The sequence below is a fragment of the Microlunatus sp. GCM10028923 genome (genome assembly GCF_042666975.1).
Taxonomy (GTDB): Bacteria; Actinomycetota; Actinomycetes; order Propionibacteriales; family Propionibacteriaceae; genus Microlunatus.
In genome coordinates this window covers 211,941-235,796 of sequence record NZ_JBHTFF010000008.1, presented here as the reverse complement: position 1 = coordinate 235,796, position 23,856 = coordinate 211,941, and the positions used below count along the sequence as shown (strand labels likewise).

The 23,856-nt window shown below is 71.6% G+C and carries 21 protein-coding genes; 16 read left to right on the top strand and 5 right to left on the bottom strand.

The features are described from left to right. Nucleotides 1–2 precede the first annotated feature (2 nt). Nucleotides 3–494: a DinB family protein gene (locus ACFQU4_RS21115; protein WP_377495591.1), complete on the top strand. Its 492-nt coding sequence runs from the start codon at nt 3–5 to the stop codon at nt 492–494. Nucleotides 495–592: 98 nt separating this feature from the next. Continuing rightward, nucleotides 593–994, top strand: a complete 402-nt coding sequence (locus tag ACFQU4_RS21110; protein ID WP_377495589.1) for a VOC family protein — start codon at nt 593–595, stop codon at nt 992–994. On the opposite strand, the gene ACFQU4_RS21105 is transcribed toward ACFQU4_RS21110, so the two are convergent. Next, nucleotides 995–2,182, bottom strand: coding sequence for an enolase C-terminal domain-like protein (locus ACFQU4_RS21105; RefSeq protein WP_377495587.1), 1,188 nt, complete (start codon nt 2,180–2,182; stop codon nt 995–997). It abuts the gene before it with no gap. 147 nt (nt 2,183–2,329) lie between these two features. Here ACFQU4_RS21105 and uidA point away from each other — a divergent pair, with 147 nt between their 5' ends. The 3 genes from uidA to ACFQU4_RS21090 all read left to right on the top strand — a co-directional run bounded on the left by uidA (nt 2,330) and on the right by ACFQU4_RS21090 (nt 5,697). Beyond that, a complete protein-coding gene (uidA, locus tag ACFQU4_RS21100; protein ID WP_377495586.1) occupies nt 2,330–4,117 on the top strand; it encodes a beta-glucuronidase in 1,788 nt (595 codons plus the stop codon). Continuing rightward, nucleotides 4,114–5,100: a hypothetical protein gene (locus tag ACFQU4_RS21095; protein ID WP_377495584.1), complete on the top strand. Its 987-nt coding sequence runs from the start codon at nt 4,114–4,116 to the stop codon at nt 5,098–5,100. Before uidA ends, ACFQU4_RS21095 begins: the two co-directional genes overlap by 4 nt. Before the next feature lie 132 nt (nt 5,101–5,232). Then, a complete protein-coding gene (locus ACFQU4_RS21090; RefSeq protein WP_377495582.1) occupies nt 5,233–5,697 on the top strand; it encodes a hypothetical protein in 465 nt (154 codons plus the stop codon). Between the two features lie 24 nt (nt 5,698–5,721). Here the strand turns inward: ACFQU4_RS21090 and ACFQU4_RS21085 are convergent, their stop codons facing one another. Further along, entirely contained in the window at nt 5,722–8,466 is a 2,745-nt protein-coding gene (locus tag ACFQU4_RS21085; RefSeq protein ID WP_377495579.1) for an FG-GAP-like repeat-containing protein, read from the bottom strand. Nucleotides 8,467–8,607: 141 nt separating this feature from the next. On the opposite strand from ACFQU4_RS21085, the gene ACFQU4_RS21080 reads away from it, so the two are divergent. From ACFQU4_RS21080 to ACFQU4_RS21030, 11 genes are all read left to right on the top strand, one after another. Further along, complete coding sequence (locus ACFQU4_RS21080; RefSeq protein ID WP_377495577.1) at nt 8,608–9,321, top strand: FadR/GntR family transcriptional regulator; 714 nt, start codon at nt 8,608–8,610, stop codon at nt 9,319–9,321. Between the two features lie 205 nt (nt 9,322–9,526). Continuing rightward, nucleotides 9,527–11,143, top strand: a complete 1,617-nt coding sequence (locus tag ACFQU4_RS21075) for an ABC transporter substrate-binding protein (protein WP_377495575.1) — start codon at nt 9,527–9,529, stop codon at nt 11,141–11,143. Beyond that, a complete protein-coding gene (locus tag ACFQU4_RS21070) occupies nt 11,140–12,093 on the top strand; it encodes an ABC transporter permease (protein ID WP_377495573.1) in 954 nt (317 codons plus the stop codon). Before ACFQU4_RS21075 ends, ACFQU4_RS21070 begins: the two co-directional genes overlap by 4 nt. Before the next feature lie 16 nt (nt 12,094–12,109). Beyond that, nucleotides 12,110–13,018: an ABC transporter permease gene (locus tag ACFQU4_RS21065; RefSeq protein ID WP_377495571.1), complete on the top strand. Its 909-nt coding sequence runs from the start codon at nt 12,110–12,112 to the stop codon at nt 13,016–13,018. Next, nucleotides 13,015–14,037, top strand: a complete 1,023-nt coding sequence (locus ACFQU4_RS21060) for an ABC transporter ATP-binding protein (RefSeq protein ID WP_377495569.1) — start codon at nt 13,015–13,017, stop codon at nt 14,035–14,037. The genes ACFQU4_RS21065 and ACFQU4_RS21060 overlap by 4 nt, the downstream gene beginning before the upstream one ends. After that, complete coding sequence (locus tag ACFQU4_RS21055; protein WP_377495567.1) at nt 14,037–15,041, top strand: ABC transporter ATP-binding protein; 1,005 nt, start codon at nt 14,037–14,039, stop codon at nt 15,039–15,041. The genes ACFQU4_RS21060 and ACFQU4_RS21055 overlap by 1 nt, the downstream gene beginning before the upstream one ends. Beyond that, nucleotides 15,038–16,135 carry a pyridoxal-phosphate dependent enzyme gene (locus ACFQU4_RS21050; protein WP_377495565.1) on the top strand — a complete coding sequence of 366 codons (1,098 nt, stop codon included), beginning with the start codon at nt 15,038–15,040 and terminating at the stop codon, nt 16,133–16,135. The genes ACFQU4_RS21055 and ACFQU4_RS21050 overlap by 4 nt, the downstream gene beginning before the upstream one ends. Beyond that, complete coding sequence (locus tag ACFQU4_RS21045; RefSeq protein WP_377495562.1) at nt 16,132–17,094, top strand: succinylglutamate desuccinylase/aspartoacylase family protein; 963 nt, start codon at nt 16,132–16,134, stop codon at nt 17,092–17,094. The genes ACFQU4_RS21050 and ACFQU4_RS21045 overlap by 4 nt, the downstream gene beginning before the upstream one ends. After that, a complete protein-coding gene (locus tag ACFQU4_RS21040; protein WP_377495560.1) occupies nt 17,091–18,068 on the top strand; it encodes a dihydrodipicolinate synthase family protein in 978 nt (325 codons plus the stop codon). Before ACFQU4_RS21045 ends, ACFQU4_RS21040 begins: the two co-directional genes overlap by 4 nt. Nucleotides 18,069–18,078: 10 nt before the next feature. After that, a complete protein-coding gene (locus tag ACFQU4_RS21035) occupies nt 18,079–19,062 on the top strand; it encodes a Gfo/Idh/MocA family protein (protein WP_377495779.1) in 984 nt (327 codons plus the stop codon). 18 nt (nt 19,063–19,080) lie between these two features. Further along, on the top strand, nt 19,081–19,869 hold the full coding sequence (locus ACFQU4_RS21030) for an SDR family NAD(P)-dependent oxidoreductase (RefSeq protein WP_377495558.1): 789 nt from the start codon (nt 19,081–19,083) through the stop codon (nt 19,867–19,869). A 17-nt stretch (nt 19,870–19,886) separates the two neighbouring features. Here ACFQU4_RS21030 and ACFQU4_RS21025 read toward each other — a convergent pair whose 3' ends face one another. The 3 genes from ACFQU4_RS21025 to ACFQU4_RS21015 form a co-directional block, all read right to left on the bottom strand. After that, on the bottom strand, nt 19,887–20,663 hold the full coding sequence (locus ACFQU4_RS21025) for an SDR family NAD(P)-dependent oxidoreductase (RefSeq protein ID WP_377495556.1): 777 nt from the start codon (nt 20,661–20,663) through the stop codon (nt 19,887–19,889). A gap of 85 nt (nt 20,664–20,748) precedes the next feature. Then, nucleotides 20,749–21,873, bottom strand: a complete 1,125-nt coding sequence (locus ACFQU4_RS21020) for an acetylxylan esterase (protein WP_377495554.1) — start codon at nt 21,871–21,873, stop codon at nt 20,749–20,751. 28 nt (nt 21,874–21,901) lie between these two features. After that, nucleotides 21,902–23,836, bottom strand: coding sequence for an alpha/beta hydrolase family protein (locus ACFQU4_RS21015; RefSeq protein ID WP_377495552.1), 1,935 nt, complete (start codon nt 23,834–23,836; stop codon nt 21,902–21,904). Nucleotides 23,837–23,856 lie beyond the last annotated feature (20 nt).

Here is a 23,856-nt window from a genome sequence, read left to right as displayed (position 1 = left end):
GCATGGACGTGCCCGGCCGGACGTTTCCGGTGCCGCAGCCCGACGACCGTCAGGTGCTGGAACAGTGGCTCGACTTCCAGCGGGCCACCGTACGTGCGAAGTGCGAAGGCCTCGACGAGGCGTCGGCCCGTCGATCACTGATCCCGTCGTCGCCCGCGACGACCGTCGCCGGGATCGTGGGCCACCTGACCGGGGTGGAACGGCACTGGCTGGTCCGGTCGTTCCTCGGTGAGCCGATACCGGCGGAGCCCGGTGGCTGGGGCGGGCCGGTTCGTCCGCTGCCGGAGCTGCTGGACGACTACGACGCGCAGTGCGCCCGGTCCCGGGAGATCGCCGCCGATCATGCCCTGGACACCCCGGAGCGGTATGCGCCGGAGGGCCTGCCGATCGTCACGCTGCGCTGGATCCTCGGCCACCTGACCCAGGAGACGGCCCGCCACCTCGGCCACCTCGACCTGCTCCGGGAGCTGGCCGACGGCAGTCGCGGCTACTGAGTTCAGAACTTTTCTCGGAGATCTTCCCGAACCTGTCGATCGGGGTGTGGTCGGGTCGTCATCACGGTGTAGGTAACCAAACCGAGGAGGAAACGATCATGAACGAATCGTCGAAGGCGCGGCTGGAGAGCGTACGGACCGTGGGCATCCCGGTCACCGACCAGGACCGGGCGCTGGCGTTCTACACCGAGGTGCTCGGCTTCGAGAAGCTGCTCGACACCCCGATGCCGCAGCTCGGCGGCCGCTGGATCGAGGTGGGGCTGCCGCGGTCGGCGACGACGGTGGCGCTGGTCCCGGCGGGCGAGGGCAAGCCGGCCGGCGTGGACACCGGGATCCGGTTCACCAGCGGGGACGCGACCGCGCTGCATGCCGACCTGACCGGTCAGGGGGTCGCGGTGGACGAGCTGCTGGCCTGGCCGGGGGTGCCGCCGATGTTCGACTTCCATGATCCCGACGGCAACACGCTGTACGTCAGCGAGGTCCGCTCCGCCCAGTCGTGATCACTCGACGACCAGCTGGGCCGAGGCGTGGCTGCGGATGTAGTCCCAGTCGTAGCTCACGCCGAGGCCCGGCCCGGTCGGCACCGGGAACGTACCGTCCGGTGCGACGTCGTCCAGGTGATCGGAATAACCACAGGTGTAGACCGGGGCGCTGAAGTGAGCGCCGGACGGCCCGACCATGGACAGCTCGTAGTAGTTGGAGTTACGGATCGCCGCCATGCAGTGCCGCTGGGCCGGGCCCGGGGCGTGCAGTTCGACATCGAGGCCGAGCGCCTCGGCGAAGTGCGCGATCTTCATCGTGCCGGTGATCCCGATGTCGAAGTCCGGATCCGCGCGGACGAAGTCGGTGCCGTCGGCCAGCACCAGATTGGCCAGCGACTCCAGGCCCCGGACGTGTTCGCCGAGCAGCAGCGGCGTCTTGATCAACTCACGCAGCCGGCGGTGCGAGTGCGCGGCCAGCCCGCCGTCGCTGTACGGATCCTCGTACCAGAAGAAGCCGGCCTCGTCGCAGGCGCGGCCCACCGCCAGCGCATCGGCGAAGGTCCGGAAGCTGCAGCCGGAGTCGTGCATCAGCGCCATCCGGTCGCCGACCCGGCGGCCCAGTTCCAGCACGGCGGCGATGTCGCGTTCGATGCCGCCGTCCTGCCAGCCGTGGATCTTGAAGGCCCGGTAGCCCTTGGCGTAGCAGGCTTCGGCGAAGTCGGCGTACGCCTCCGGACTGGCCAGTCCGCCGGTGTCGCCGCCGAACCAGGTGCTGGCGTAGGCCTTCAACCGGTCCCGGCCGCCGCCGAGCAGGGCGGAGACGGAGGCGCCGAGCCGCTGGCCGGCCAGGTCCCACAGGGCGATGTCGATCACCCCGGCACCCATCCGGTCCTCCTTGCGGAGCTGCCGCCGGATCCGTTCGTACGCCAGTTCCCGGGCGAAGCAGTCCAGGCCGAGGACCGCCTTGGCGCACGCGGCCGCCTGCGCCATCGAGTTCGCCTGGCCGCCGACGTAGCTGCCCACCGCGCCGTCGGCGGTCTCGATCGACACGGCCATCCGGCTCCGGTGGCTGGTCACGCCCGGCTGGTCGACGCCGCCGGCGACGCCGACCATCGGGTAGCTGAACATGATCAACTCGACCCTGGTGATCTTGGTCGCCGCCGATGCCGTCGTGTCGCGGGCCGTGGTCTGCTCTGACTGCGCCATCGGATGCCTCCGGGTCTCGGATCTCCGCAGCATGGTAGGCAGGCCACGACCGCCGCCGGCGGTCTCGTCCTTCCTGCCGGGACATGGTGGTGATCATCGACGGTCACGTACCGTGTCCTGGACGCCCACGACGAGGAGGACGCGACGATGCTCAGGCCCCGGGACACCGCGACCCGCGAGACGATCAAGCTGGACGGCCTGTGGCGGTTCGCCGTCGACCCCGCCGACGGGTCGGAGCCGTGGCGGGGGCCGCTGGCCGGCCGACTGGAGGCGGCGGTGCCGTCCAGCTACAACGACCTGTTCGTCGATCCGGCGATCCGTGATCACGTCGGCTGGGTCTGGTACCAGCGGACGGTCCGGGTGCCGCGCGGCTGGACCGGCGAGCGGGTGCTGGTCCGGCTCGACGCCGCGACCCACGCAGGCCGGGTCTACATCGACGACATCCTGGTCGCCGAGCACACCGGCGGCTACACACCGTTCCAGGCGGACATCACCGAACTGGTCCGGCCGGGTGCCGAGTTCCGGCTCAGCATCGCGGTCAGCGGCGAGCTGTCCAACACGACGATCCCGCCGGGCCGGGTCGACACCACCGTCGACGGCCGACGCCGGCAGACCTACCTGCACGATTTCTACAACTACGCCGGCCTGCCGCGGTCGGTCTGGCTGCACAGCGTGCCGGCGGTGCACCTGGACGACATCACGGTCACGACGACCGTCGAGGGCGCCGAGGGCGTCGTCGGCTACGCCGTCGAGGCGGAGGGCTCGGCCGAGATCCGGGTCCGGCTGCTCGACGCGGCCGGTGATCAGGTCACCGAGGGCGCCGGGGCGCGGGGCGAGCTGCGGGTGCCCGACGCGACCCTGTGGCGGCCCGGCGCCGGCTATCTGTACACGCTGCTGGTCGACCTCGTCGACGGCACGGAGGTGCTCGACAGCTACCCGGTGCCGGTCGGGATCCGGACCGTCGAGGTGCGCGGCACCGAGTTCCTGATCAACGGGGAACCCTTCTATTTCACGGGATTCGGCAAGCACGAGGACTCGGCCGTGCGCGGCAAGGGCCACGACGACGCCTACCTGGTGCACGACTTCCAGCTGCTCGACTGGATCGGGGCGAACTCGTTCCGCACCTCGCACTACCCGTACGCGGAGGAGGTGCTGGACTTCGCCGACCGGCACGGGATCGTCGTGATCGACGAGACGGCCGCGGTCGGCCTGAACCTGGCCATGGGCGGCGGTCTGACCGGACGGCCGCCGCTGCCGACGTTCTCGCCGGAGACGATCAACGACGAGACCAGGGCCGCGCACGCGCAGGCGATCCGGGAGTTGATCACCCGGGACAAGAACCATCCCAGCGTCGTGATGTGGTGCCTGACCAACGAGCCGGCCTCCCAGGAGGACGGTGCCCGGGCCTACTTCGAGCCGCTCAGCACGCTCGCCCGCGAGCTCGATCCGACCCGGCCGATCACGTACGCCAACGTGATGTTCGCCGGACCGGACCAAGATCAGATCGCCGACCTGTTCGACGTGATCTGCCTGAATCGCTACCACGGTTGGTATGTGGCGAACGGCGACCTGGCGTCGGCCGAGGTCAACCTGGAGGCCGATCTGCGCCGCTGGGTGGAACGGCACGGCAAGCCGATCATGATGACCGAGTACGGGGCGGACGCGATGCCCGGGCTGCACTCGGTCTGGGACGTGCCGTGGACCGAGGAGTACCAGGCCGACCTGCTCCGGATGTATCACCGCGTCTTCGACCGGATCGACGGCTTCGTCGGCGAACAGGTCTGGAACTTCGCCGACTTCCGGACCGCCCCCGGCATCCACCGCGTGGACGGCAACAAGAAGGGCGTCTTCACCCGGTCCCTCGATCCCAAGGCGGCCGCCCACCTGCTCCGCGAGCGCTGGACCGCACCGGGCGGCCGCGGCGCGCCGCAATGATCAACTACCCGGACGGCCGGCCGGGCTGCCGGCTGCGGCTGCCCGCCCATGATCACGGAGTGGTGCTGCGACACGGCGATCCCTGGGACGCCCTCGGCGCCCGGGAGGCGTCGATCGCCGTCGAGAACGGAGTGTTCCATCTGTTCTACGACGGCGCCGGGCCGACCGGCTGGCTGGCCTGCCTGGCGACCAGCACCGATCTGGTGCACTGGACCAAGCACGGGCCGGTGCTCGACCTCGGCCCGCCCGGGGCCGACGACTCGGCCACCGCCTCGTCGCCGTGGGTGTTCCGGGCCGACGACGGCTGGCACATGTTCTACGTGGGTTCGCCCAACGCCACCCCGCCGCCGGGCCGGATCCCGGCGTTCCCGTACCTGACCTGCGCGGCGACCAGTGATCAGCTGGCCGGTCCGTGGCGGAAGACGCCGGAGCTGATCCCGTTCCGGCCGGTGCCCGGGACCTACTACGCCGACACCGCCAGCCCGGGCGCGATCATCGAACTCGACGGCGAGTTCCTGCAGTTCTTCTCCGCCTCGGCCGGCGGTGACCGGCCGCTCCGGACCCTCGGACTGGCCCGGACCCGTGACCTCGGCGGCCGCTGGGAGCTGTCCGCGGAGCCGATCCTGCCGCCGGCCGAACAGATCGAGAATTCCACCCTGCACTACGAACCCGGCCTCGACACGTGGTTCCTGTTCACCAACCATGTCGGCATCGACGAGCGGGGCGCCGAGTTCACCGACGCGATCTGGGTCTACTGGAGCCGTGATCCGCGATCATGGAATCCCGAGCACAAGGCGGTCGTCCTGGACGGCGCGAACTGCTCCTGGTCGAGCCGGTGCCTCGGCATGCCGACCGTGATCAGGTACGGGGATCGGCTGGCCCTCCTCTACGACGGGCCCGGTGGCGACAGCCAAGATCATCTGCACCGCGATCTCGGCCTGGCCTGGCTGGACCTGCCGCTGTCGCCACCCAGCCGCCGGTAACGGTTCTGCCGAACGGGCCACGGAGACGACAGCGTCGTGCGACGCTTCGACTACCAGCACGATGTCACCGCGGGAGCAACGATGTCCCAACCAGACGTTCCATGGCAGGCGCCCTCTGCGCTCCCGCCACGGGTGACCTACGGTCCCGTGCCGCGGTACGGGCACCAGACTCAGCCGTGGCAGCAGCCGGATCCGGCGAACGTACGCTCCTGGTCGCAGCAGTCCGGGCCGCCGGCCTGGACCGAACGACCGGCCTGGGCAGGCGCCCAGCCTCCCGCGCCACCGTGGATGGCCGCGGGTCCGCCGGCCAGGCCGGACCGGGATCCGGGTCAGGTGATGGGCATCGTCGGCCTGGTGCTGGCGTTCGTCTTCTCGCTGATCGGGCTGGCCTGCTGCGTCGGCGCCGTGATCAGGTCGCACCGCGCCGGCTACGTCAACGTGCCGGCCATCATCGGGATTCCGGTGGCCGTGCTGACCATGATCATCTCCGCGGTCTTCGGGCCGACCATCAGCGCCATGATCGCCGACTGCCTGGTGCCCGGCTCCGGGATCTACGTGCCCGGCGCCCCCGCGGCCACCTGTCCGGTGCGGCCATGATCACTCCTGCGGGTCGGGTGTGGGTCAGGGCGCGGCCGCGGAGACGATGAGCTCGACTCCGGTCAGCCGCGGGGTGGCGACGCTGTTGGTGGCGCCGAGCGCGAGCCGGTACTGGACGAAGCGCTGCACCGGGATCGAAGGCGTCGGCCCAATCGGGATCCAGGGGGACCGAGCAAGATCATCCGGCGAACCGGCCGAGCGGAGCCAGGCGGTCACCCAGGTCTTGGCCGGCACGTCGCCGGTCCACTCGAGTCCGGTGCAGGTGCCGGGTCGGTCCAACTCGAGGACGCGGGATTCGAAGTATTCCTTGGATCCGCGGTCGTAGACGTTGCCGAAGTCGAGATGGCTCAGCCCGTGCGGGCCGGCGGTCGGCAGCGTGGTCCGGCGGTCCGGCGAGAAGCCGTCCGGCCCGTTGTGCCACACGTACGACTCGCCCGGATGGTTGCCGTAGGTCTTGTGGTTGGCGATCGCCAGGTCGACGTAGCCGTCCTCGTCGAAGTCCGCGAGCAGCACGCCGCAGGCCGAGTGGTGGAACAGCCGGGTGATCCGGTGCGGGTGGAAGTCGCCGTCCGGGCCGCCCCAGTAGATGTAGCTGTCCAGGTCCCGGTTCTGGTGGCCGTGGTAGTTGGTGACGACCAGGTCGAGCCGGCCGTCGTTGTCCAGGTCCGCGACGCCGACGTCGACCGGGAAGTTGGCCGGCAGCTGGGTCCGGCGGTCGTTGCCGAGGCCGTCCGGCCCGCCCCAGTACACGTACACGAAGGTGCGGTAGTCGTCCCGCGGGTCGTCGCCCTTGAAGCCGCCGATGATCAGGTCAAGCCAGCCGTCGCCGTCCAGGTCCGCCACCCGGGACGAGACCGCCGTCCCGCAGTCGAGCACCGTCGACCGTTCGGCGCTGAAGCCGTCCGGCCCGCCCCACAGGATGATCACGCCGCCGTGCCGGCCGAGCTCGGGAATGATCAGGTCCAGCCAGCCGTCCCGGTTCAGGTCGGCCAGGCTGAGATAGCGCGGCTGGTCGTAGGTCCGGCCGTCGATGGTGAGCTTGATCCGCTCCGGCGCGCCGAAGCCGGCCGGGCCGCCGCGGAAGATCACGATCTCGTCCTGGCCCCAACCGGTGGTGATCAGGTCCAGGTAGCCGTTCCGGTCGAGGTCCGCGACCACGCCGGACATGTTGTGCTCGGTCGGCAGCTCCACCCGGTCGGTGATCGGGAACGCGTCGCCGCGGCGGTAGTAGACGAACGAGCCGTTGCTCACGTCCAGCCAGTTCTCGTTGGAGTTGGCGACGTAGACGTCCGGCGCCCCGGAGTCGGTGAAGTCGACGAACTTCAGTTCGGTGGCGGCCCAGCCGGGGAACTCCAGCTTCCGGTCCGCCGCGTAGCCGTCCGGACCGCCGAGATAGACCACGCTGTTGACGTTGCCGCGCACGGTGTTGCTGAGGTGGTTGACGAAGATCGGCTTCGGCCGCCCGTCCGGCGGCCAGCGGATGATCAGGACGTCCAGGGCACAGTGGGTGAGCAGTCGGCGCGGCTCGGCCGCCGGTCCGGCGGGGGTGCCGGCGAAGATCAACGACTCGTGCGTGTACGAGTCCGGCAGCTGGTCCTGGCAGACGATCACCTCGCCGCGCCCGTCCCCGTCCAGGTCGGCGATCACGACGTCGTTGGCGGACCTGGTCTCGATCATGATCGGCTCGGCCGCGAAGCCCTCGTCCGCCGTCCCACCGTGGAACAGCGACCACTCGCTCCCGTTCACGACCTGCCGGGTCGCCAGCACCAGATCGGGGCGGCCGTCGCCGGTGACGTCGCCGACGGCCGCGCTGATCACCGGCCCGCTGTCCAGGCGCAGGGTGACCGTCGGCTCCCGTACCGCATCGAAGGCGACGAACGACGTCGTCGCGTCGGGGCACAGGAAGAGCTGGTTCCGGCCGGCCAGCGAGATGATCTTGAGCCGGCTCGCGGTCGGCGGCCGGTCGACGAACAGTCCGGTCGCGCCGAGCCCTTCGCCGGCAGCCGCGGCGCCCATGGCGGCCGTGTCCATCCTGGTCTCGATCGGCGGCCCGGCGGTCAGGTCGGCCGGCAGCAGGGTGCTCCGGTCCGGGTCGAGGCCACCCGGCCCGCCCCAGAGGATCCGGACCCGGCCGTCCGGGGAGCGGACCACGAGGTCGTCGACGCCGTCGCCGTCCAGATCGCCCGCGGTGATCGACTCGATCCCGTCCGGCAGCGCAAGATCATCGAACCGGCGGGCGGCGAAGCCATGATCATCCTGGTCGAACCGGCGCAGCCGTTCCCGGGACACGAAGAGGATCGATGGCCGCGCGCCGGGCGCGAAGGTGCCGATCACCACGTCCTTGCTGGACGGCGCCCACAGCTGCAGCATCCGCTTCCGCCGGTAGCCGTCCGGACCGCCGAAGTAGACCTGCCCGTACAACTCGTTGGTCGCGCCGTCGTACTGGTTGGCGATCACCAGGTCGTCGTAGCCGTCGCCGGTCAGATCCCCGGCCGCGCCCGCGTACGCCCCGAAGGTGTCCAGCTCCAGCCGCTCACCGGAGTTCAGCGGATCGAGATAGAGGTACGCCGGCAGGCTGACCCCGTCGTCGTGGGAGTTGGCGAACGGCAGGTCGACGTAGCCGCTGCCGGTCAGACTCGCGTACGCGATCCGCTGCAGCACACCGGCCCGCGAGACGTAGAGATTCTGGCCGGCGTTGCCGAGCGTGCCCCGGCTGAGGTCGGCGAAACCATGATCACGAAGGATCGTCGGTTCGGTGGGTGTCGCCATCGAGGCTCCTGAGAACGGTTCATCTAGTGGGATGAACGTTTCTTTATCTGCGACACGGTAAGGGTGCGGCTTCGTCGGTGTCCATGATCAGGACCACTTTGTGGGACGTGGTACCTCCGACAATGGTGTTAGGGTCGTTCCGTGTCTGGTGCAGCCGCAGAGGAGCGTTCGTACCGACGGCCCGCGCCGCCGAAGGTCGAGGACCTGCTCAAGGCCTACATCATCGATCACGGCTTCCAGTCGGGTGATCGACTGCCGACCGAGGCCGCGTTCGGCGAGGCGCTCGGGGTCTCCCGGAACGCGATCCGGGAGGCGATGCGGTCGCTGCAGTCGCTCGGCATCCTGGAGATCCGGCACGGGTACGGGGCGTACCTGGCCGAGGTGTCGCTGCCGCGGCTCGCCGACGGGCTCGCCTTCTGGGGCAAGCTGCTCAGCCGGGACGGTGGTGATCATGTGATCCGCCGGATCGCCGAGGTGCGCAGCCTGGTCGAGGCCGGCCTGGTCACCGAGGTCGCGGGCCGGCTCACCGAGGCCGACTTCGCCGACCTGCGGGAGAGCATCGAGGAGATCGAGGCGGCCGCGGAGCAAGATCAACGGGCCTACGACGCGGACCGGCGCTTCCACGAGATTCTCTATCGTCCGTTGGACAACTGGGTCTTGATCGGGTTCCTGCGCTCGCTCTGGGACAGCACCCGGGAGATCACTCAGGAACAGCCGCCGGGCCCCGATCTGGCCCTGGCGCCGCGGCATCACCGGGCGATCCTCGAGGGCCTCGAGGCCGGCGATGGGGCGGCCGCGGCCGAGGCGATGCGGGAGCACTTCGGGCCGATGCTCCGCGGCGACTACGACTCCTGATTCCGTCGCATCGATCTCTTGACCGGGGTTGACCCGGCTCGTAGCATGTACAACATCCTACAATCCTAGGTACGGAAGCGACGGCCACCGCCGGCCGTCGCAGGACCGTCGGAGATCCGGCTCGACGAGAGCCGTCGTTGTCTGCTCGTTGCCGTACCCGGTTGCCGTGGCCTTCGCCCGCGCGGCCGTACTCGAAGGAGCTTCCATGATCGGAACCGCGCGCAGGGGCAAAGGCATCGCCGCCCGCCTGGCGACCGCGCTGGCCCTGACCGCGCTGGCCTTGACCGCCTGCGCCCCGCCGGGAGCGGAGCCCGACCCGGGACCGGGTGCCGGCTCCTCGTCGGCCAGTCGTGATCTTCGCTATCACCTCTACCAGGCGCCGACCAGCTTCGATCCGTTCAATGCCTTGCAGGGCGCGGACGGTGAGATCTCGGCGCTGCACTTCCGGTCGCTGATCCGCAGCGAGCGGGCGACCTTCGTGCCCGGCCTGGCCAAATCCTGGGAGCCGTCGGCGGACGCGAAGACGTACACGCTGACCTTGCAGGACACGAAGTGGAGCGACGGCACTCCGTTCACGTCGGCCGACGTGCTGTTCAGCCTGGAGAGCTACGCCGACCCGAAGACGAAGTCGATCTTCAGCGGGCAGCTGGCGCCGGTGGCCGGCTTCGCGGAGTTCCAGGCCGGCAAGGCGAAGGGTTTGTCCGGCGTCACCGCACCGGACGAGCACACGGTGATCATCGAACTGGCCGAGCCGAACGCCGCGTTCCTGGCGAACCTGGTGCCGCTGCTGATGGTGCCGAAGCACGTGTACGGGTCGCTGGACCGGGCGAAGTTCAAGGGAGCCAAGGAATTCCGGGAGCCGAAGGTCGGCATCGGGCCGTACGTGTTCGGGCGCTGGGTGACCGATGATCAGCTCGAGTTCGTCCCCAATCCGGAGAGCGACGAGCCGCACCCGCTTGATCATGTGTACGCCCAGTACCTGGCCGGCGACGTCGCCCGCGCGCAGCTGGAGACCGGGGAGATCGACATCGCCCAGCTCGCGTCGGCCGACGTGGCCTCGGTCGAGGCGACCGGCAAGATCACCGTCCAGAAGGCGCCGGGCACGGCCGTGATGTCGCTGTACACGGCGTTGAACAGCGGGAAGCTGGCCGATCCCAAGGTCCGCCAGGCCGTGCTCTACGCGATCGACCGGCAGTCCATCGTGGACAACGTGCTGGCCGGCAACGGTACGGTCGCGCAGTCGATGCTGTACCAGCCGGACTGGGCGGTGCCGGACGACCTGATCAACTACGACTACGACCCGGCCAAGGCCAAGCAGTTGCTGGCCGAGGCGGGCTGGAAGTCCGACACCGTGGTGAACCTCGACATCGTCCCCGGCCAGGCCGACCGGGACGCGGTGATGAACATCATCGCCGGCCAGCTGCAGGCGGTCGGGATCAACGCCAAGCTGCATCCGCTGCAGCCGGCCGAGCTGACCAAGCTGGTGGAGCAGGAGAAGTTCGACCTGTTGATCACCGTGCTGGCGCTGGCCCCGGGCGAGCCGGGAACGATCAACGTCCGGTTCACCTGCAAGGGTGCCCTGAACCTGTCCAAGTACTGCAATCCCCAGCTGGACAAGGAACTGCAGGCCGGCATCGCGACCACGGACCAGGACGAACGGGCCAAGCACTACCAGGCGGCAGCCCGGATCCTCAACGCCGACCAGCCGGCGATGCCGCTGTTCGTGGCCAATCAGCCGTGGGGTTCGACGGGCCGGGTCAAGGGCTTCGACCCGGCGCTGGGTGGGCTGGCTGCGGCGCACCACTGGGACCTCGCCTCGTGATCTTGTTCGTGGCCCGGCGGCTCGGAGTCAGCGCAGTCACGCTGGTCGGGATCAGCGTCGCGCTGTTCGCGCTGACCCGGGCGATCCCGGGGGACCCGGTCAGCATGTATTTCGATCCGCTGAACTTCGCCGGGGACCGGGAGGCCGCGATGGCCGCGCTGCGGCAGGAGCTCGGCCTCGATCAGCCGCTGCCGGTGCAGTACCTGGCCTGGGCCGGCCAGGTGCTGCAGGGCAACCTCGGCTATTCGATCACCTCCGGTCGCTCGGTCGGCGAGCTGATCGCCGGCCGGCTCGGCGCGACCGCCTACCTGATGTTGGCCGGAACGGCGCTCTCGCTGCTGATCGGGATCACCGGCGGTATCGTCGCGGCGTTGCGGAAGAACACGGCCACCGACTACCTGATCCTGCTGTTCAGCCTGATCCTGATCTCGGTGCCGAGCTTCTTCGTCGCCATGGTCTGCATCTACGTGTTCGGGCTGCGGCTCGGCGTCCTGCCGACCGCCGGGATCAACACCCCCGGCGGCGGCTGGGGCGACGCGTTCCGGCATCTGGTGCTGCCGGCCGGGATCCTCGGGCTGGCCGGCGCGGTCGGCTACGTCCGCTGGGCGCGGTCCAGCATGCTCGACGTCCTTGATCAGGACTATCTGATCACCGCCCGGTCCAAGGGCCTGTCCCGGCCCCGGGTGGTGCTCCGGCACGGGTTGCGGAACGCGCTGATCCCGCTGGTCACGGTGGTCGCGATGAGCATTCCCGGGCTGTTCGGCGGCGCGGTGATCATCGAGCAGCTGTTCGCCTGGCCGGGCACCGGCCGGATGGCCGTCGACGCGATCGCCAATCGGGACTATCCGGTGCTGATGGGGTTCGTGCTGCTGACCGCGGTGCTGGTGCTGGTCTGCAACCTGGTCGCCGACCTCACGTACGGACTGATCGATCCGCGGATCCGGCTGTAGGAGAGTGGGGTTGATCATGAGCGATGCAGCCGTACGATCCGGCACCGAGGACGTCGACGAGCTGGCGCCGCCGGCGGTCCGGCCGGCCCGGGCCGCCTGGCAGCGGTTCCTGCGCTACCGGCTGGCCCTGCCCGGCGCGGTGGTGCTCGCGGCGATGGTGGTGATCTCCTTCGGCGGACCGTTGATCTACGGGATCGACCCGAACGCGGTCGACCCGGCCCAGTACCGCCGGCCACCCACCGCCGAGCACTGGCTCGGCACCGACTCGGCCGGCCGCGACGTGCTGGCCCGGCTGCTGGTCGGCGGCCAGGTGTCGCTGCTGGTCGGACTCGCCGCCGCGCTGACCGCGACCGTGGTCGGCGTCCTGCTCGGGGCGCTGGCCGGCTTCCTGCGCGGCTGGGCCGACGCGGTGCTGTGCCGGATCGCCGAGGTGGCGCAGGCGTTCCCGACCCTGATCGTGATCATCACCGTGGCCGCGCTGATCGGGCCGAGCCTGCCGGCCATGATCATCGTGATCGCGCTGATGGACTGGACCGGCGGGTTCCGGGTGGTCCGCGGGCTGACCCTGGCGTTGCGGGAGCAGGACTCGATCCTGGCGATCACCGGCCTCGGTGCCCGGAACAGCCGGATCATCGGCCGCCACGTGGTGCCGGCCGTGCTCGGCCCGGCGACCGTGGTCGCGACCGGCATGGTCGGCACCGTGATCATGCTCGAGGCCGCGCTGTCCTTCCTCGGCCTCGGGGTGCCGCCGCCGACGTCCAGCTGGGGCTCGATGCTGAACCAGGCCCAGTCGCTGGCGATCCTGGAGAGCATGCCCTGGATGTGGCTGCCGCCGGGGCTCGCCATCGCGATCACCGTGCTGGCCGTGAACTTCGTCGGTGAGGGACTGCGCAACGCGGTCGATCCCAGGCAGGGGCAGCGATGACGGCCGAGACGACCGGACAGCCGGTGCTCCGGGTCGAGGACCTGACCACCGAGTTCGACACCGCGGGTGGGACCGTCCGGGCCGTCAACGGGGTCGGCTTCGCGGTGGCGGCGGGCGAGACGCTCGGGGTGGTCGGCGAGTCCGGCTCCGGCAAGAGCATCACCCTGCTCTCCCTGCTCGGGCTGTTGCCGGCCAACGGGCGGGTGGTGTCCGGCTCCGTCCGGTTCGGCGACCTGGAGTTGATCAAGGCCTCCGAACGCCGGCTGCAGCAGGTCCGCGGCGGCGGCATCGGGATGATCTTCCAGGACCCGATGACCGCGCTCAACCCGGTGATGACGATCGCCCAGCAGATCGACGAGAGCCTGCGCCGGCACTCGCGCGGGCTGGGGCGCCGGGGCCGGCGGGCGCGGGTCGTCGAGCTGCTGGACCAGGTGGGGATCCCGCGGGCGGCGCGGCGGGCCGACCAGTTCCCGCACGAGTTCTCCGGCGGCATGCGGCAGCGGGCCATGATCGCGATGGCGATGGCGAACCGGCCCGCCGTACTGCTGGCCGACGAGCCGACCACCGCGCTGGACGTCACCGTGCAGGCGCAGATCCTCGACCTGCTGCAGGAGCTGCAGCGGGAGACCGGCACCGCGCTCGTGTTGATCACCCACGACCTCGGCGTGATCGCGGAGGTGGCCGACCGCGCCGTCGTGATGTATGCCGGGCGGGTGGTCGAGGAGGGTACGGTGACGCAGCTGTTCCACGACCCGCGGCACCCGTACAGCCGTGGTCTGCTGCGCTCGCGGCCGACCCTGGCCGCGGTCGCCGGGGCCGAGCTGCCGGCCATTCCCGGCCAGCCGCCGAACCCGGCCCGGCTGCCGGAGGGCTGCGCGTTCCGGCCGCGGTGCGACCGCTCGGCCGGACGGGACGCGTGTCTCAGCCGGCCCGAGTTGATCATGATCGACGGTGGCCATGCCGCCGCCTGCCACTTCGAGGCCGAGACCGAGCCGGCCGAGCTGGGACGGAGCGCCTGATGACCGAACCGCTGCTCGAGGTCACCGACCTGGTCGTCCACTACCCGGTGAAGCGCGAAGCGCCGTGGCGGCCGCGCCGGTTCGTGCACGCCGTCAACGGGGTCTCGTTCTCGATCGGCCGCGGCGAGACGCTGGCCCTGGTCGGCGAGTCCGGGTGCGGCAAGTCCACCGTGGGCAAGACGATCATGCGGTTCCAGCGGCCGACCGGCGGCACTGTGCGGTTCGCCGGGCGGGACGTGCACGCGCTGGACGCCGGTTCGCTGCGCCGGCTGCGCCGTGATCTCCAGTTCGTCTTCCAGGATCCGTACGCCTCGCTGCCGTCGCGGCTCAGCGTGGGGGAGATCATCGCCGAGCCGTTGATCATCCACGGCGTCGGCACGGCGACGAGTCGGCGGGACCGGGTCAGGGAGTTGCTGCGCCTGGTCGGGCTGCGGCCGGAGCTGATCTCCCGCTATCCGCACGAGTTCTCCGGCGGCCAGCGGCAGCGGGTCGGCATCGCCCGGGCGCTGGCCCTGGAGCCGAGCCTGTTGATCTTGGACGAGCCGGTGTCGGCGCTGGACGTGTCGGTGCAGGCCCAGGTGGTCAACCTGCTCGGCCGGCTGCAGTCCGAGCTCGGGCTGTCGTACCTCTTCGTCGCGCACGACCTCGCGGTGGTACGGCAGCTGGCGCACCGGGTGGCGGTGATGTACCTGGGCCGGATCGTGGAGCACGGCAGCACGGCGGAGGTGTTCGACCGGGCCCGGCACCCGTACACGCAGGCCCTGTTGTCGGCGGTGCCGATCTCCGACCCGGCCGAACGCGGCCGCAACCTCCGGATCCGGCTGCAGGGCGACCTGCCCGACCCGCTGGACCTGCCGTCCGGATGCGCCTTCCGGACCCGTTGCTGGCAGGCGACGGACCGCTGCGCCGCTGAGCTGCCGGAGCTGATCGCGAGTTCCGGCACGACCGCGGCCTGTCACTATGCCGGTGAGCCGGCCCGGCTGCCGGAACGGACCGCTTCATGATCAACGGCGGGATGTGGCGGTGGGCCGACCGGCTGCCGGTCCGCCGGCCCGATCAGGCGGTCTCTCTCGGTGAGGGCGACACGCCGCTGGTCGACCTGAGCCGGACCGTGGCCGCCCGGATCGGGCTGGACCGGCTCTGGCTCAAGGCGGAGGACCGGAACCCGACCGGGTCGTTCAAGGCCCGGGTCGCCTCGGTGGCGTACACGTTGATCAAGGAACGTGGTCTGGCCGGCGCGGTCGGAACGTCCTCCGGGAACGGCGGTGCGGCGGCTGCGGCGTATGCGGCCGCGGCCGGGTCGCGGGCGATCCTGTTCACGCTGGCCGACATCGTCGCGCCGAAGTTGCGCGAGATCGTCGCGGTCGGTGGGGTGGCCCGCCGGGTGACGGGGATCGGTCACGACGCGGCGGCGACTCGGCAGATCGCCGACCGGATCGCCGAGGTCTCGGACCGGCTCGGCTGCTATCCGCTGCTGACCGGCTTCCACTATGCGGCGGAGGCGATGACCGGTGTGCAGACGATCGCGTACGAACTCGCCGAGCAGTTGCCCGAGCCGGCCGTCGTCTACGCGCCGGTGGGCGGCGGCGGCCTGCTGACCGGGCTGCACCGCGGCTTCGCCGAACTCGGCGCGGTGCCGCGGCTGGTCGGCGTGCAGCCGAGCGGCGGCGCCTCCCTGCGGCGGGCGCTGGCCGGCCATCCGGAGGGACTTGATCATCCGGTGACGACGGCGGTCTCCGGATTGCAGATGGCGGTCCTCTACGACGCGGCCGGCGCGGTCGCCGCGGTCCGGGACAGCGGCGGCCACGACGTGATCACCGACGACGCCGAGATCCTCGCCGCACAAGCGATCCTGGCCGACGCCGGGCTGCTGGTCGAGCCGGCCGGGGCCACCGCGCTGGCCGGCGTGATCGCCGATCTGGCGGCAGGTCGGCTGGACCGGGCCGAGCCCGTCGTGGTGATCGCCACCGGGGCCGGTCACAAGGACACCGCGGCGCTGGACCGGCTGGCCAGTGCCGCAACGGTGCCGGTGATCACGCCGGACCGGATCGGCGACGAGTTGGCGTCCTTGATCAACGATGGCGGAGGACGACCATGATCGACTGGACGACGCGACGGATCGGTGAGCCCGAGCCCGGGATCGGGGTCACCGTGCACCGGCTCGACTCCGGCCGGCCCGGGCCGCGACTGCTCGTGGTCGGCGGCGTGCACGGCAACGAGATCGGCGGGATCGTCGGCGCCGGCCGGCTGACCCGGCAGCCCTGGCCGCTGCTCGCGGGCAGCCTCGAGGTCGTCCCGGTGCTGCACGAGGCGGCGCACGCCGCATTCGTCCGGACCGGCCCGGCGGACGGTCGCGATCTGGCCCGGACCTTCCCCGGCGACCCGGCGGGCAGCCCGACCGAGCGACTGGCGCACCTGGTGCTGACCGAGTTGATCATGGGCGCCGACGGGCTGATCGACCTGCACACGTCCAGTCCGGACGCGGATCTGCCGTTCTTCGCCGGCGCGTACGGTGACGACAGCCCGGTCGCCCGGCGCTCGACCGCGATGGCCCGGGCGTTCGGGCTCGAGGTGCTCTGGACCCATCCGGCCGTCGGAGCCGGCCGCACGCTCAGCGCGGCCGCCGAGCTGGGGATCCCGGCGATGTACGTCGAGTCGCGGACCGGCGGGGTGCTCGCCGATCCGGTGATCGCCGCGTACAGCGAGGGCGTGCTGCGGGTGGCCGAGGCGTGGGGACTGCTGCCGGCCGGGACGGTGCCGCCCGCGCTGCCGCTCCGACTGTGGCTGCACGGCTCCGGCGACACCGACACCTTCACCCCGGCCGAGCGGGACGGCTACTTCCTCGCCGAGGTGGACCTGCTGGACCCGGTCCGGGCCGGCGACCGGATCGGCCGAGTGATCGACTTCGCCGACCGGGTCGTGGCGCCGGTGCTTGCCGCCGCCGACGGCCGGGTCGTCTTCCTGCGCCGTGCCGCCAAGATCACCGCCGGCACCCCCTTGGTGTCGGTGTGCCCCGAGCACTCCCCCGAGACCCCGAACCTAGGTGGAAACCGATGACCTCTCCCGTGCTGGCCCCCGAAGCGCTGCGCGCCGTACCGACCGGCGGCGTGGTCCCGCCCATGATCACGCCGCTGCGGCCGGACGGTGAGGTCGACGTCGCGTCGACCGCCGAGTTCGGCCGCTTCCTGATCGACGCGGGCGCGACCGGCCTGCTGGTGCTCGGCTCGTCCGGCGAGAACGCCGCCCTGTCCGCCGACCAGCGGCGGGACGCGGTGCGGGCGGTGGTCGAGGCCGCGGCCGGCCGGGTCCCGGTGCTGGCCGGGGTGGCGGCGCTGGGCACCTCGGACGCGGTCCGGGACGCGGCGGACTTCGCGGCCCTCGGTGCGGATTCGCTGCTGGTGTCGGCGCCGTTCGGCTTCGAGCACTCGCCCGACGAACTGGTCGGCCACTTCACGGCGGTGGCCGCGGCGGCGGCGGTTCCGGTGCTCGCGTACGAGGTGCCGAGCCGGGTCAAGGTGTCGCTCGGCGTCGAGCTGGTGGTCCGGCTGGTCCGCGAGTCGATCATCGTCGGGCTGAAGGACTCCAGCGGCAACCTCGGTGCCGCCCGGCTGCGCAGCGCGGCGCTCCGTGATCTTGCGCTGGGTGATCTTGGTCGGGAGGTGCCGCACTTCACCGGCTCGGAGGAGTGCATCGACGGGTTCCTGCTCGGCGGCGGTTCTGGCTGTGTGCCGGGGCTGTCCAACGTGTTCCCGGCCTACCACGTCGCGCTCTGTGATCATGCCGCGGACGGCGACTGGGTCCGGGCCTCGGCGGTGCAGGGCCAGATCGCCACCCTGCTCGACCTGTACTGGCGGCCGATCCCCGGCGGCAGCTTCACCGCCCAGTTCCTCGCTGTGGTGAAGGAAGCACTGGTGCAGCTGGGCGTGATCGAGCACAACACGGCGGCGGCGCCGTTCCGGCAGGCCGACGAGGAGGTGACCCGGCACGTCGCCGCCGTGCTCAAGCGGGCCGCCGACCTGAACCCCGCGTGAGTACGTGATCATGGCGGAACCGTGGATCGCGATCAGCGGCCTGGGTTCGATCGGCCGGCAGCACCTGCGTGCGCTCCGGGAGGCCGGGGCCGGGCCGATCGTCGGGTACGACGCGTCGGCCGAGATGCGGACCGCGGCGGCCGGGCTGGACGGCGAGCTGCGGCTGGCCGGCACGTTCGAGGAACTGCTCGACCACGAACCGGTCGCGGTGATCGTCGCCGTACCGGACCGTGACCATCTTGATCAACTGGCCCGGGCGGCCCGAACCGGTGCCGCGGTGCTGGTGGAGAAGCCGCTCGGCCCGTCTGCTGCCGAGGCTCGGAAGGCCGTCGCCGAGCTCGGCCCGGCGGGGGAGCGGAGCCTGGTCGGGTACGTGCTCCGGCACCGGACCGTGGTCCGCCGGGTGGGCGCGCTGCTGGCCGAGGGAGCGATCGGCGAACCGACCGGCTTCCAGGTGCTGCTCGGCGCGTACGGGACGATCACCGCGGCGGCCAACCGTTTCGCCCAGCCGGAGCCGGACCGGCTGTTCCGGGACTACTCGCACGAGTGGGACTACCTTGCCTGGTTCTTCGGGCCGGTGGCGCGGGTGCTCGCGGTCGCCCGGACCAGCCGGCTGGTGCCGCACGTCGAGCAGCCCAACCTCGTCGATGCCCTGCTGGAGTTGGAATCCGGCCTGGTCGGGGCGTTGCACGTCGACTACGTCGACCGGCGCGGCCTGCGCCAGCTGTCGGTGATCGGCACCGACGGGTCGCTCACCGCCGACCTCGGGGCCGGGACGATCACCGTCCGCCGGACCGGAGCTGTCGATGATCAACTCGACCACGCCGAGCCGGCCCAGGCCGCCCTGCGCCGGCAGGCCGAGCACCTGCTCGCGGTCGCCCGCGGTGAACAGGCGCCGGCGGTCACGCTGGCCGACGGCATCGCCGCCCTGTCCGTGGCCGACGCGTTGCGGACCTCCGCGGCCGACCGCAGCTGGGTCGACTGCGACTCCTGATCCTGGAGAGGAATGATCATGGACGAGTTCACGATGGATGCCTTCCGGCTGGACGGCCAGGTGGTCGTGATCACCGGCGGCACCGGCCTGTACGGCTCCCGGTTCGCGGAGGCACTGGCCGCGGCCGGGGCCACCGTGGTGCTGACCTCCCGGGACGGCGCGGCGGCCGACGCTGCGGCGGCCCGGCTCTCCGGGCCGGGCCGCCGGGTGGTCGGAGCCCGGCTGGACCAAGGCGACGAGGAGTCGATCACCGCCTTCGCCGGACAACTGCGCCGTGATCACGGGCGGGTCGACGTCCTGATCAACAACGCCGTGCAGCGGGCCGGCGGTGGGCTGTTCGACACCAGCGCCGACGACTGGGACGCGACCTCGGCGGTGAACTCCCGCGGCCTGTTCCTGCTCACCCGGGAACTGGCCGCGATCATGGTCGAGCAGCGGTCCGGGTCGATCGTCAACATCGGCTCCATCTACGGCCTGGTCGGTCCGGACCAGACCCTCTATCCGGGGACCGGAGTCGCCCCGTACGCCTTCTACAGCTACGACAAGGGCGGCATGGTCGGGTTCACCCGCTACCTGGCCGGCGAGCTGGGACCGTACGGGATCCGGGCCAACTGCCTGTGCCCGGGCGGCTACAACCCGACCGGCGAGGAGGGCGACTTCGCCCGGGCCTACGCGCAGCGCACGCCGCTGCGCCGGATGGCCGCCGGGCACGACGCCAGCGGCGCGTTGGTGTTCCTGGCCTCGCCTGCGTCGGCGTACGTGACCGGGGCGATCATCCCGGTCGACGGCGGCTGGACGGCCCGCTGATCATCCGGCGCCGGTGATCACCGCAGCACCCAGCCGCCGTCGACGTTGATCACCTGGCCGGTCACGAACGCGCTGTCGTCCCCGGCCAGGAAGGCGAACGCGCCGACCAGGTCGGTGGCCAGCCCGCGCCGCGGAACCGCCTGTACGGCAAGGATCTCGGGGTCGATCGTGGCCGGATCGGGGAACTGGTCGAGCTCGTCCTCGGTCCGGATCGCGCCCGGCATCACCGCGTTGACCCGGATGCCGTCCGGGCCCAGCTCGCGGGCCAGGGCCCGGACCAGCCCGATGATCGCCGCCTTCGAGGCCGTGTAGTGGACCGCGCCCGGCTGGCCGGTCTCGGCCATCACCGACGTGACCGCGACGAACGACGGTGCCGCCGCGCGGAGCAGCCAGGGGTGGCTCTGCTGGGCCAGCAGGAAGGTGCCGCGGACGTTCACCTGCTGCACCCGGTCCCAGTCGGCGACCGACAGGGTGCGCCAGTCGACCCGGCCGGACGCGGCCGCGTTCGCGATCACGACGTCGAGCCGGTCCCAGGCCTCGCCGGACCGGCGGACCAGTTCGGCGACCTGGGCCGGATCGGACAGGTCGGCGGGCAGGGTGATCGCCGTCCCGCCGGCCTCGGTGATCTTGGTCTGGACGGCCGCGGCCTCGGTGGCCCGGTCCGCGCGCGGCTCGTACCCGATGATCACTCGCGCGCCGCGCGCCGCCAGGCCGGCTGCGACCGCGGCACCGATGCCGCGGGACGCCCCGGTGATCAACACGACTCGGCCGGCCAGGGGTGCGGCAGTGATCATGGCGGCGTCCTCCGGCTCGGCGTACGGTCCGGTTTCTGAAATTCCGGGACCGCTGGGCGAGACCGATCCTACGGCCCTCGGTCGATCAGCGGACCCAGCGGTCGGCGAAGTCGAGCCAGGCCTGCCATTCGAACGGGAAGACGTCGTGGCCGCCCTCGCGCAGGTGGTAGCCGAGCGGGACGTCCGGGGCCCGCCGGTCGCCCGGCCCGGGGAAGGCGCCGGCGGTGGCCGCCGCTCCGCCCGGCCAGGCGGCGGAAGCCCGCTGCCAGGCCAGGAACTCGGCCTCCGGGTCCGCCCAAGCATCCTCGGACGCACTCGCCACATATAGCGGCCGCGGCGCGATCAGGGCCAGCAGGTCCGGCTGGTCGGGCAGGTCCGGATCGGCCCCATCGAACACGGCCCGCCAGCGCGGCAGCACGGTAGCGAAGTCCGGCGCCACCCAGTGCGGGAACCGTTCGGCCAGCGCGGCCGGTGTCTCGCCGACCTCCCGGGTCAGGGCGGCGCCGAGGCAGCCGGAGTCGTTGCTGATCACCGCGGCGAACCGTTGATCTTCGACCCCGGCCCAGATCGCGGTCTTGCCGAGGCGCGAATGGCCGTGGGCGATCACCCGGGTGGCGTCGATCTCCGGGACCATGCCGGCGGTCAGCGCGTCGAGCACCCGCGACATCGTCCAGGCCCAGATCCCGATCGCGCCCCATTCCCCTGGATCGCGTTCGGTCAGGCGGTGGTTCGAGAACAGGAGGTGCGGGCCGGTCTCGAACAGCTCCGGATCGTCCGGCCCGAGCTGGAGATAGCACCAGGTGACGCTCGCCCAACCGCGCTCGGCGACCAGCCCGAACGGCCACCGGTGGGACTGCTCGCCGCGGTCCGGTGGGCTCGCCTCGTCGGCCCGCCGGAGCGGGTCACCGGCCTCGGGATCGGTGGTCGGATCGATCACGGCGGGATCGTCGGTGCAGGCGTGGTTGCCGCGGAAGTTCATCCCGCAGAACGCCGGCACGGCAGCGTCGGGGCGGGCCCCGGTCGGCAGGTGGACCAGCAGGGTGAGGCGTACCTGATCACCGTTCGGCGCGGTCAGGTGGAGCCGGAGCTGGCGTCGCGTCGCGCCTTCCGGGGCAGCGCCTTCCTCCAGCACGGACCACGACGGTCGCACCGTCGCGCCGGCCGGCGGCCTTCCGTAGACCCGGTCCGCGAAATGCTCCCGTACGTTCACTGACGCTCCTCTGTCTCGCCGGAGTTGATCATGGAAGCCGGAGCCGGTCGCCCAGGGCTGCGGCCAGGGCGGCGGGCGGCGCGTGCCGGGCCAGGCCGGGGATGATCAACATCGCGTCCCGCTCGCTGCCGTGGAAGCGCTCGGCGACCTCGGCCCTCGGATCGAACGGCGGGGTGAGGCAGGTGACGTGACCGATCCGCGCGTCCAGGGCCGCGGCGGCGACCGCCAGGAAGGCCCCGTGGCCGTGGCCGACCAGGGTGATCTCGGCCCGCGGCAGGTCGAGGCCGGCGGGATCGGTGATCAGGTCCAGCACCCGGAGCACGTCCTGGATCCGGCCCGCGGCCAGGCTGTCGCCGAGCGCGATCAGGTCGCTGGTCATCCGGAACAGCGTCCCGTAGTGCGCCTCCAGTCCGTGCGTGTTGTCGCGTCGGGGTGCGACGCTGCCGACGCCTCGGAGATCGGGAATGATCACGGCGGTGCCGGCCTGCTGCCGGGTCCGGCACCGGCTGAGGTGATCCGGCAGGTCGTCGGTGCCGCGATCGAGCAGCAGCACCTCGACGCTCTCCACCGGCCCGGTCGTAGCGAACACCACGGCCGCGTTGAGTAGGTCGGCCTCGGACCACCAGATCGCCTTGCGGACACAGGCGGCCGGACTGTCGAACCAGCGCGGGAACAGCTCGGCGGCCGGGCGCCTGCCTGCCGACACCCGCGCCCCCAGCCAGGCGACGGCCGCTTCCGGCGTCGGCGCCGGTGACCGGGCGAACCGGTCGGCGATCGCGTCGAGCACGCGGAGCGGCCGGCCGTCGAGGGCCGACTGCCCGGAGTCCGTACAGCGCAGGTCGCTCTCCGTGGCCGGGAGCTCGGGTTCGGGGACGTCGGTCGCCACGGCGCCGAGGTGCTCGCCGAAGAACGCGGCGGCGGCCTCGGCCAGCCGGGTGCTCAGGCCATGCGTGCCGTCGTCGCGTACGTGGCGCAACCGGTCGGCCGCTCCGGCCAGCCCGAACCACCGGCGGGCCCGGTCGACCGTACGGACCGTGCCCTCGACGGGGAAGAAGTCGGAGTTCTTCGACAGGACGAGCGTCGGCCGCGGCACCATGGCCAGCAGCACGTCGTCATGATCAAGTCCGGCGGCCACCCCACCCGGGATCACCTGTTCCGGGTCCTGCGCGTGGCCGGAGTCCTGGATCTCCTCGATCCCGGTCAGGAAGCAGCTGATCCCGACCGCGGCCAGCCTCGGCTCGGTCAGGGCGAGCCAGCTGACCATCGTGCCGCCACCGCTGTTGCCGAGCGCCGCGATCCGCTCCGGGTCGACCTCGGGCCGGGCCGCCAGGTAGTCCAGCGCTCGCCGGGCCTCGGTGACGAAGACGCGGGCCGGGGTCTCGCCCGCCCACCAGGCCTTGACCCCGAGGTGGTTGTGCTGCGGCACGTTGGCCGGGATGATCGCCCGGCCGGCCTCGTCGAGCAGATCGAGGCGTTCGCCCTGCCCGATCGTGTCGTGGACCAGGACGACGAAGCCGCGGCGGGCCAAGATCGCGCAGGCACCGTGGTACGCCGGCGCGGCCTTGCCGGCCGGCGCATGGCCACAGCAGAACAACACCGCCGGCAGCGGCCCGGTTCGGCCGGTCGGCCGGTACAGGTTCGCGGTCAGCACCGTGTCGTCGCCGCAGTCCAGCAGCAGCTTCTCGATCTCGTACCCGGAGCGGGGCAGCGTGCCCCGTACGACCGCGCTCGGCACCGGCCGGTCCGATGCCGGTTCGTCCCCGAGTGCCTCGGCGACGAAGCCGCGCAGCCAGTCCTGCCGTTGCCGAAGTTGATCTTCCGAGGTGATCGCGTCCTTGGCCTGCCGGCCGGCCGCCAGCGCCGCCGCCGTGCGCCGCCGGACGTGCCGGCTCAACTGGTCGGCGACGTCGTACTGGCCGTCGAGCTGGGGACCAAATGCGAACTCGGTTCGGTCGCGAGGCACCGTGCCGTTCCCTTTCAGCG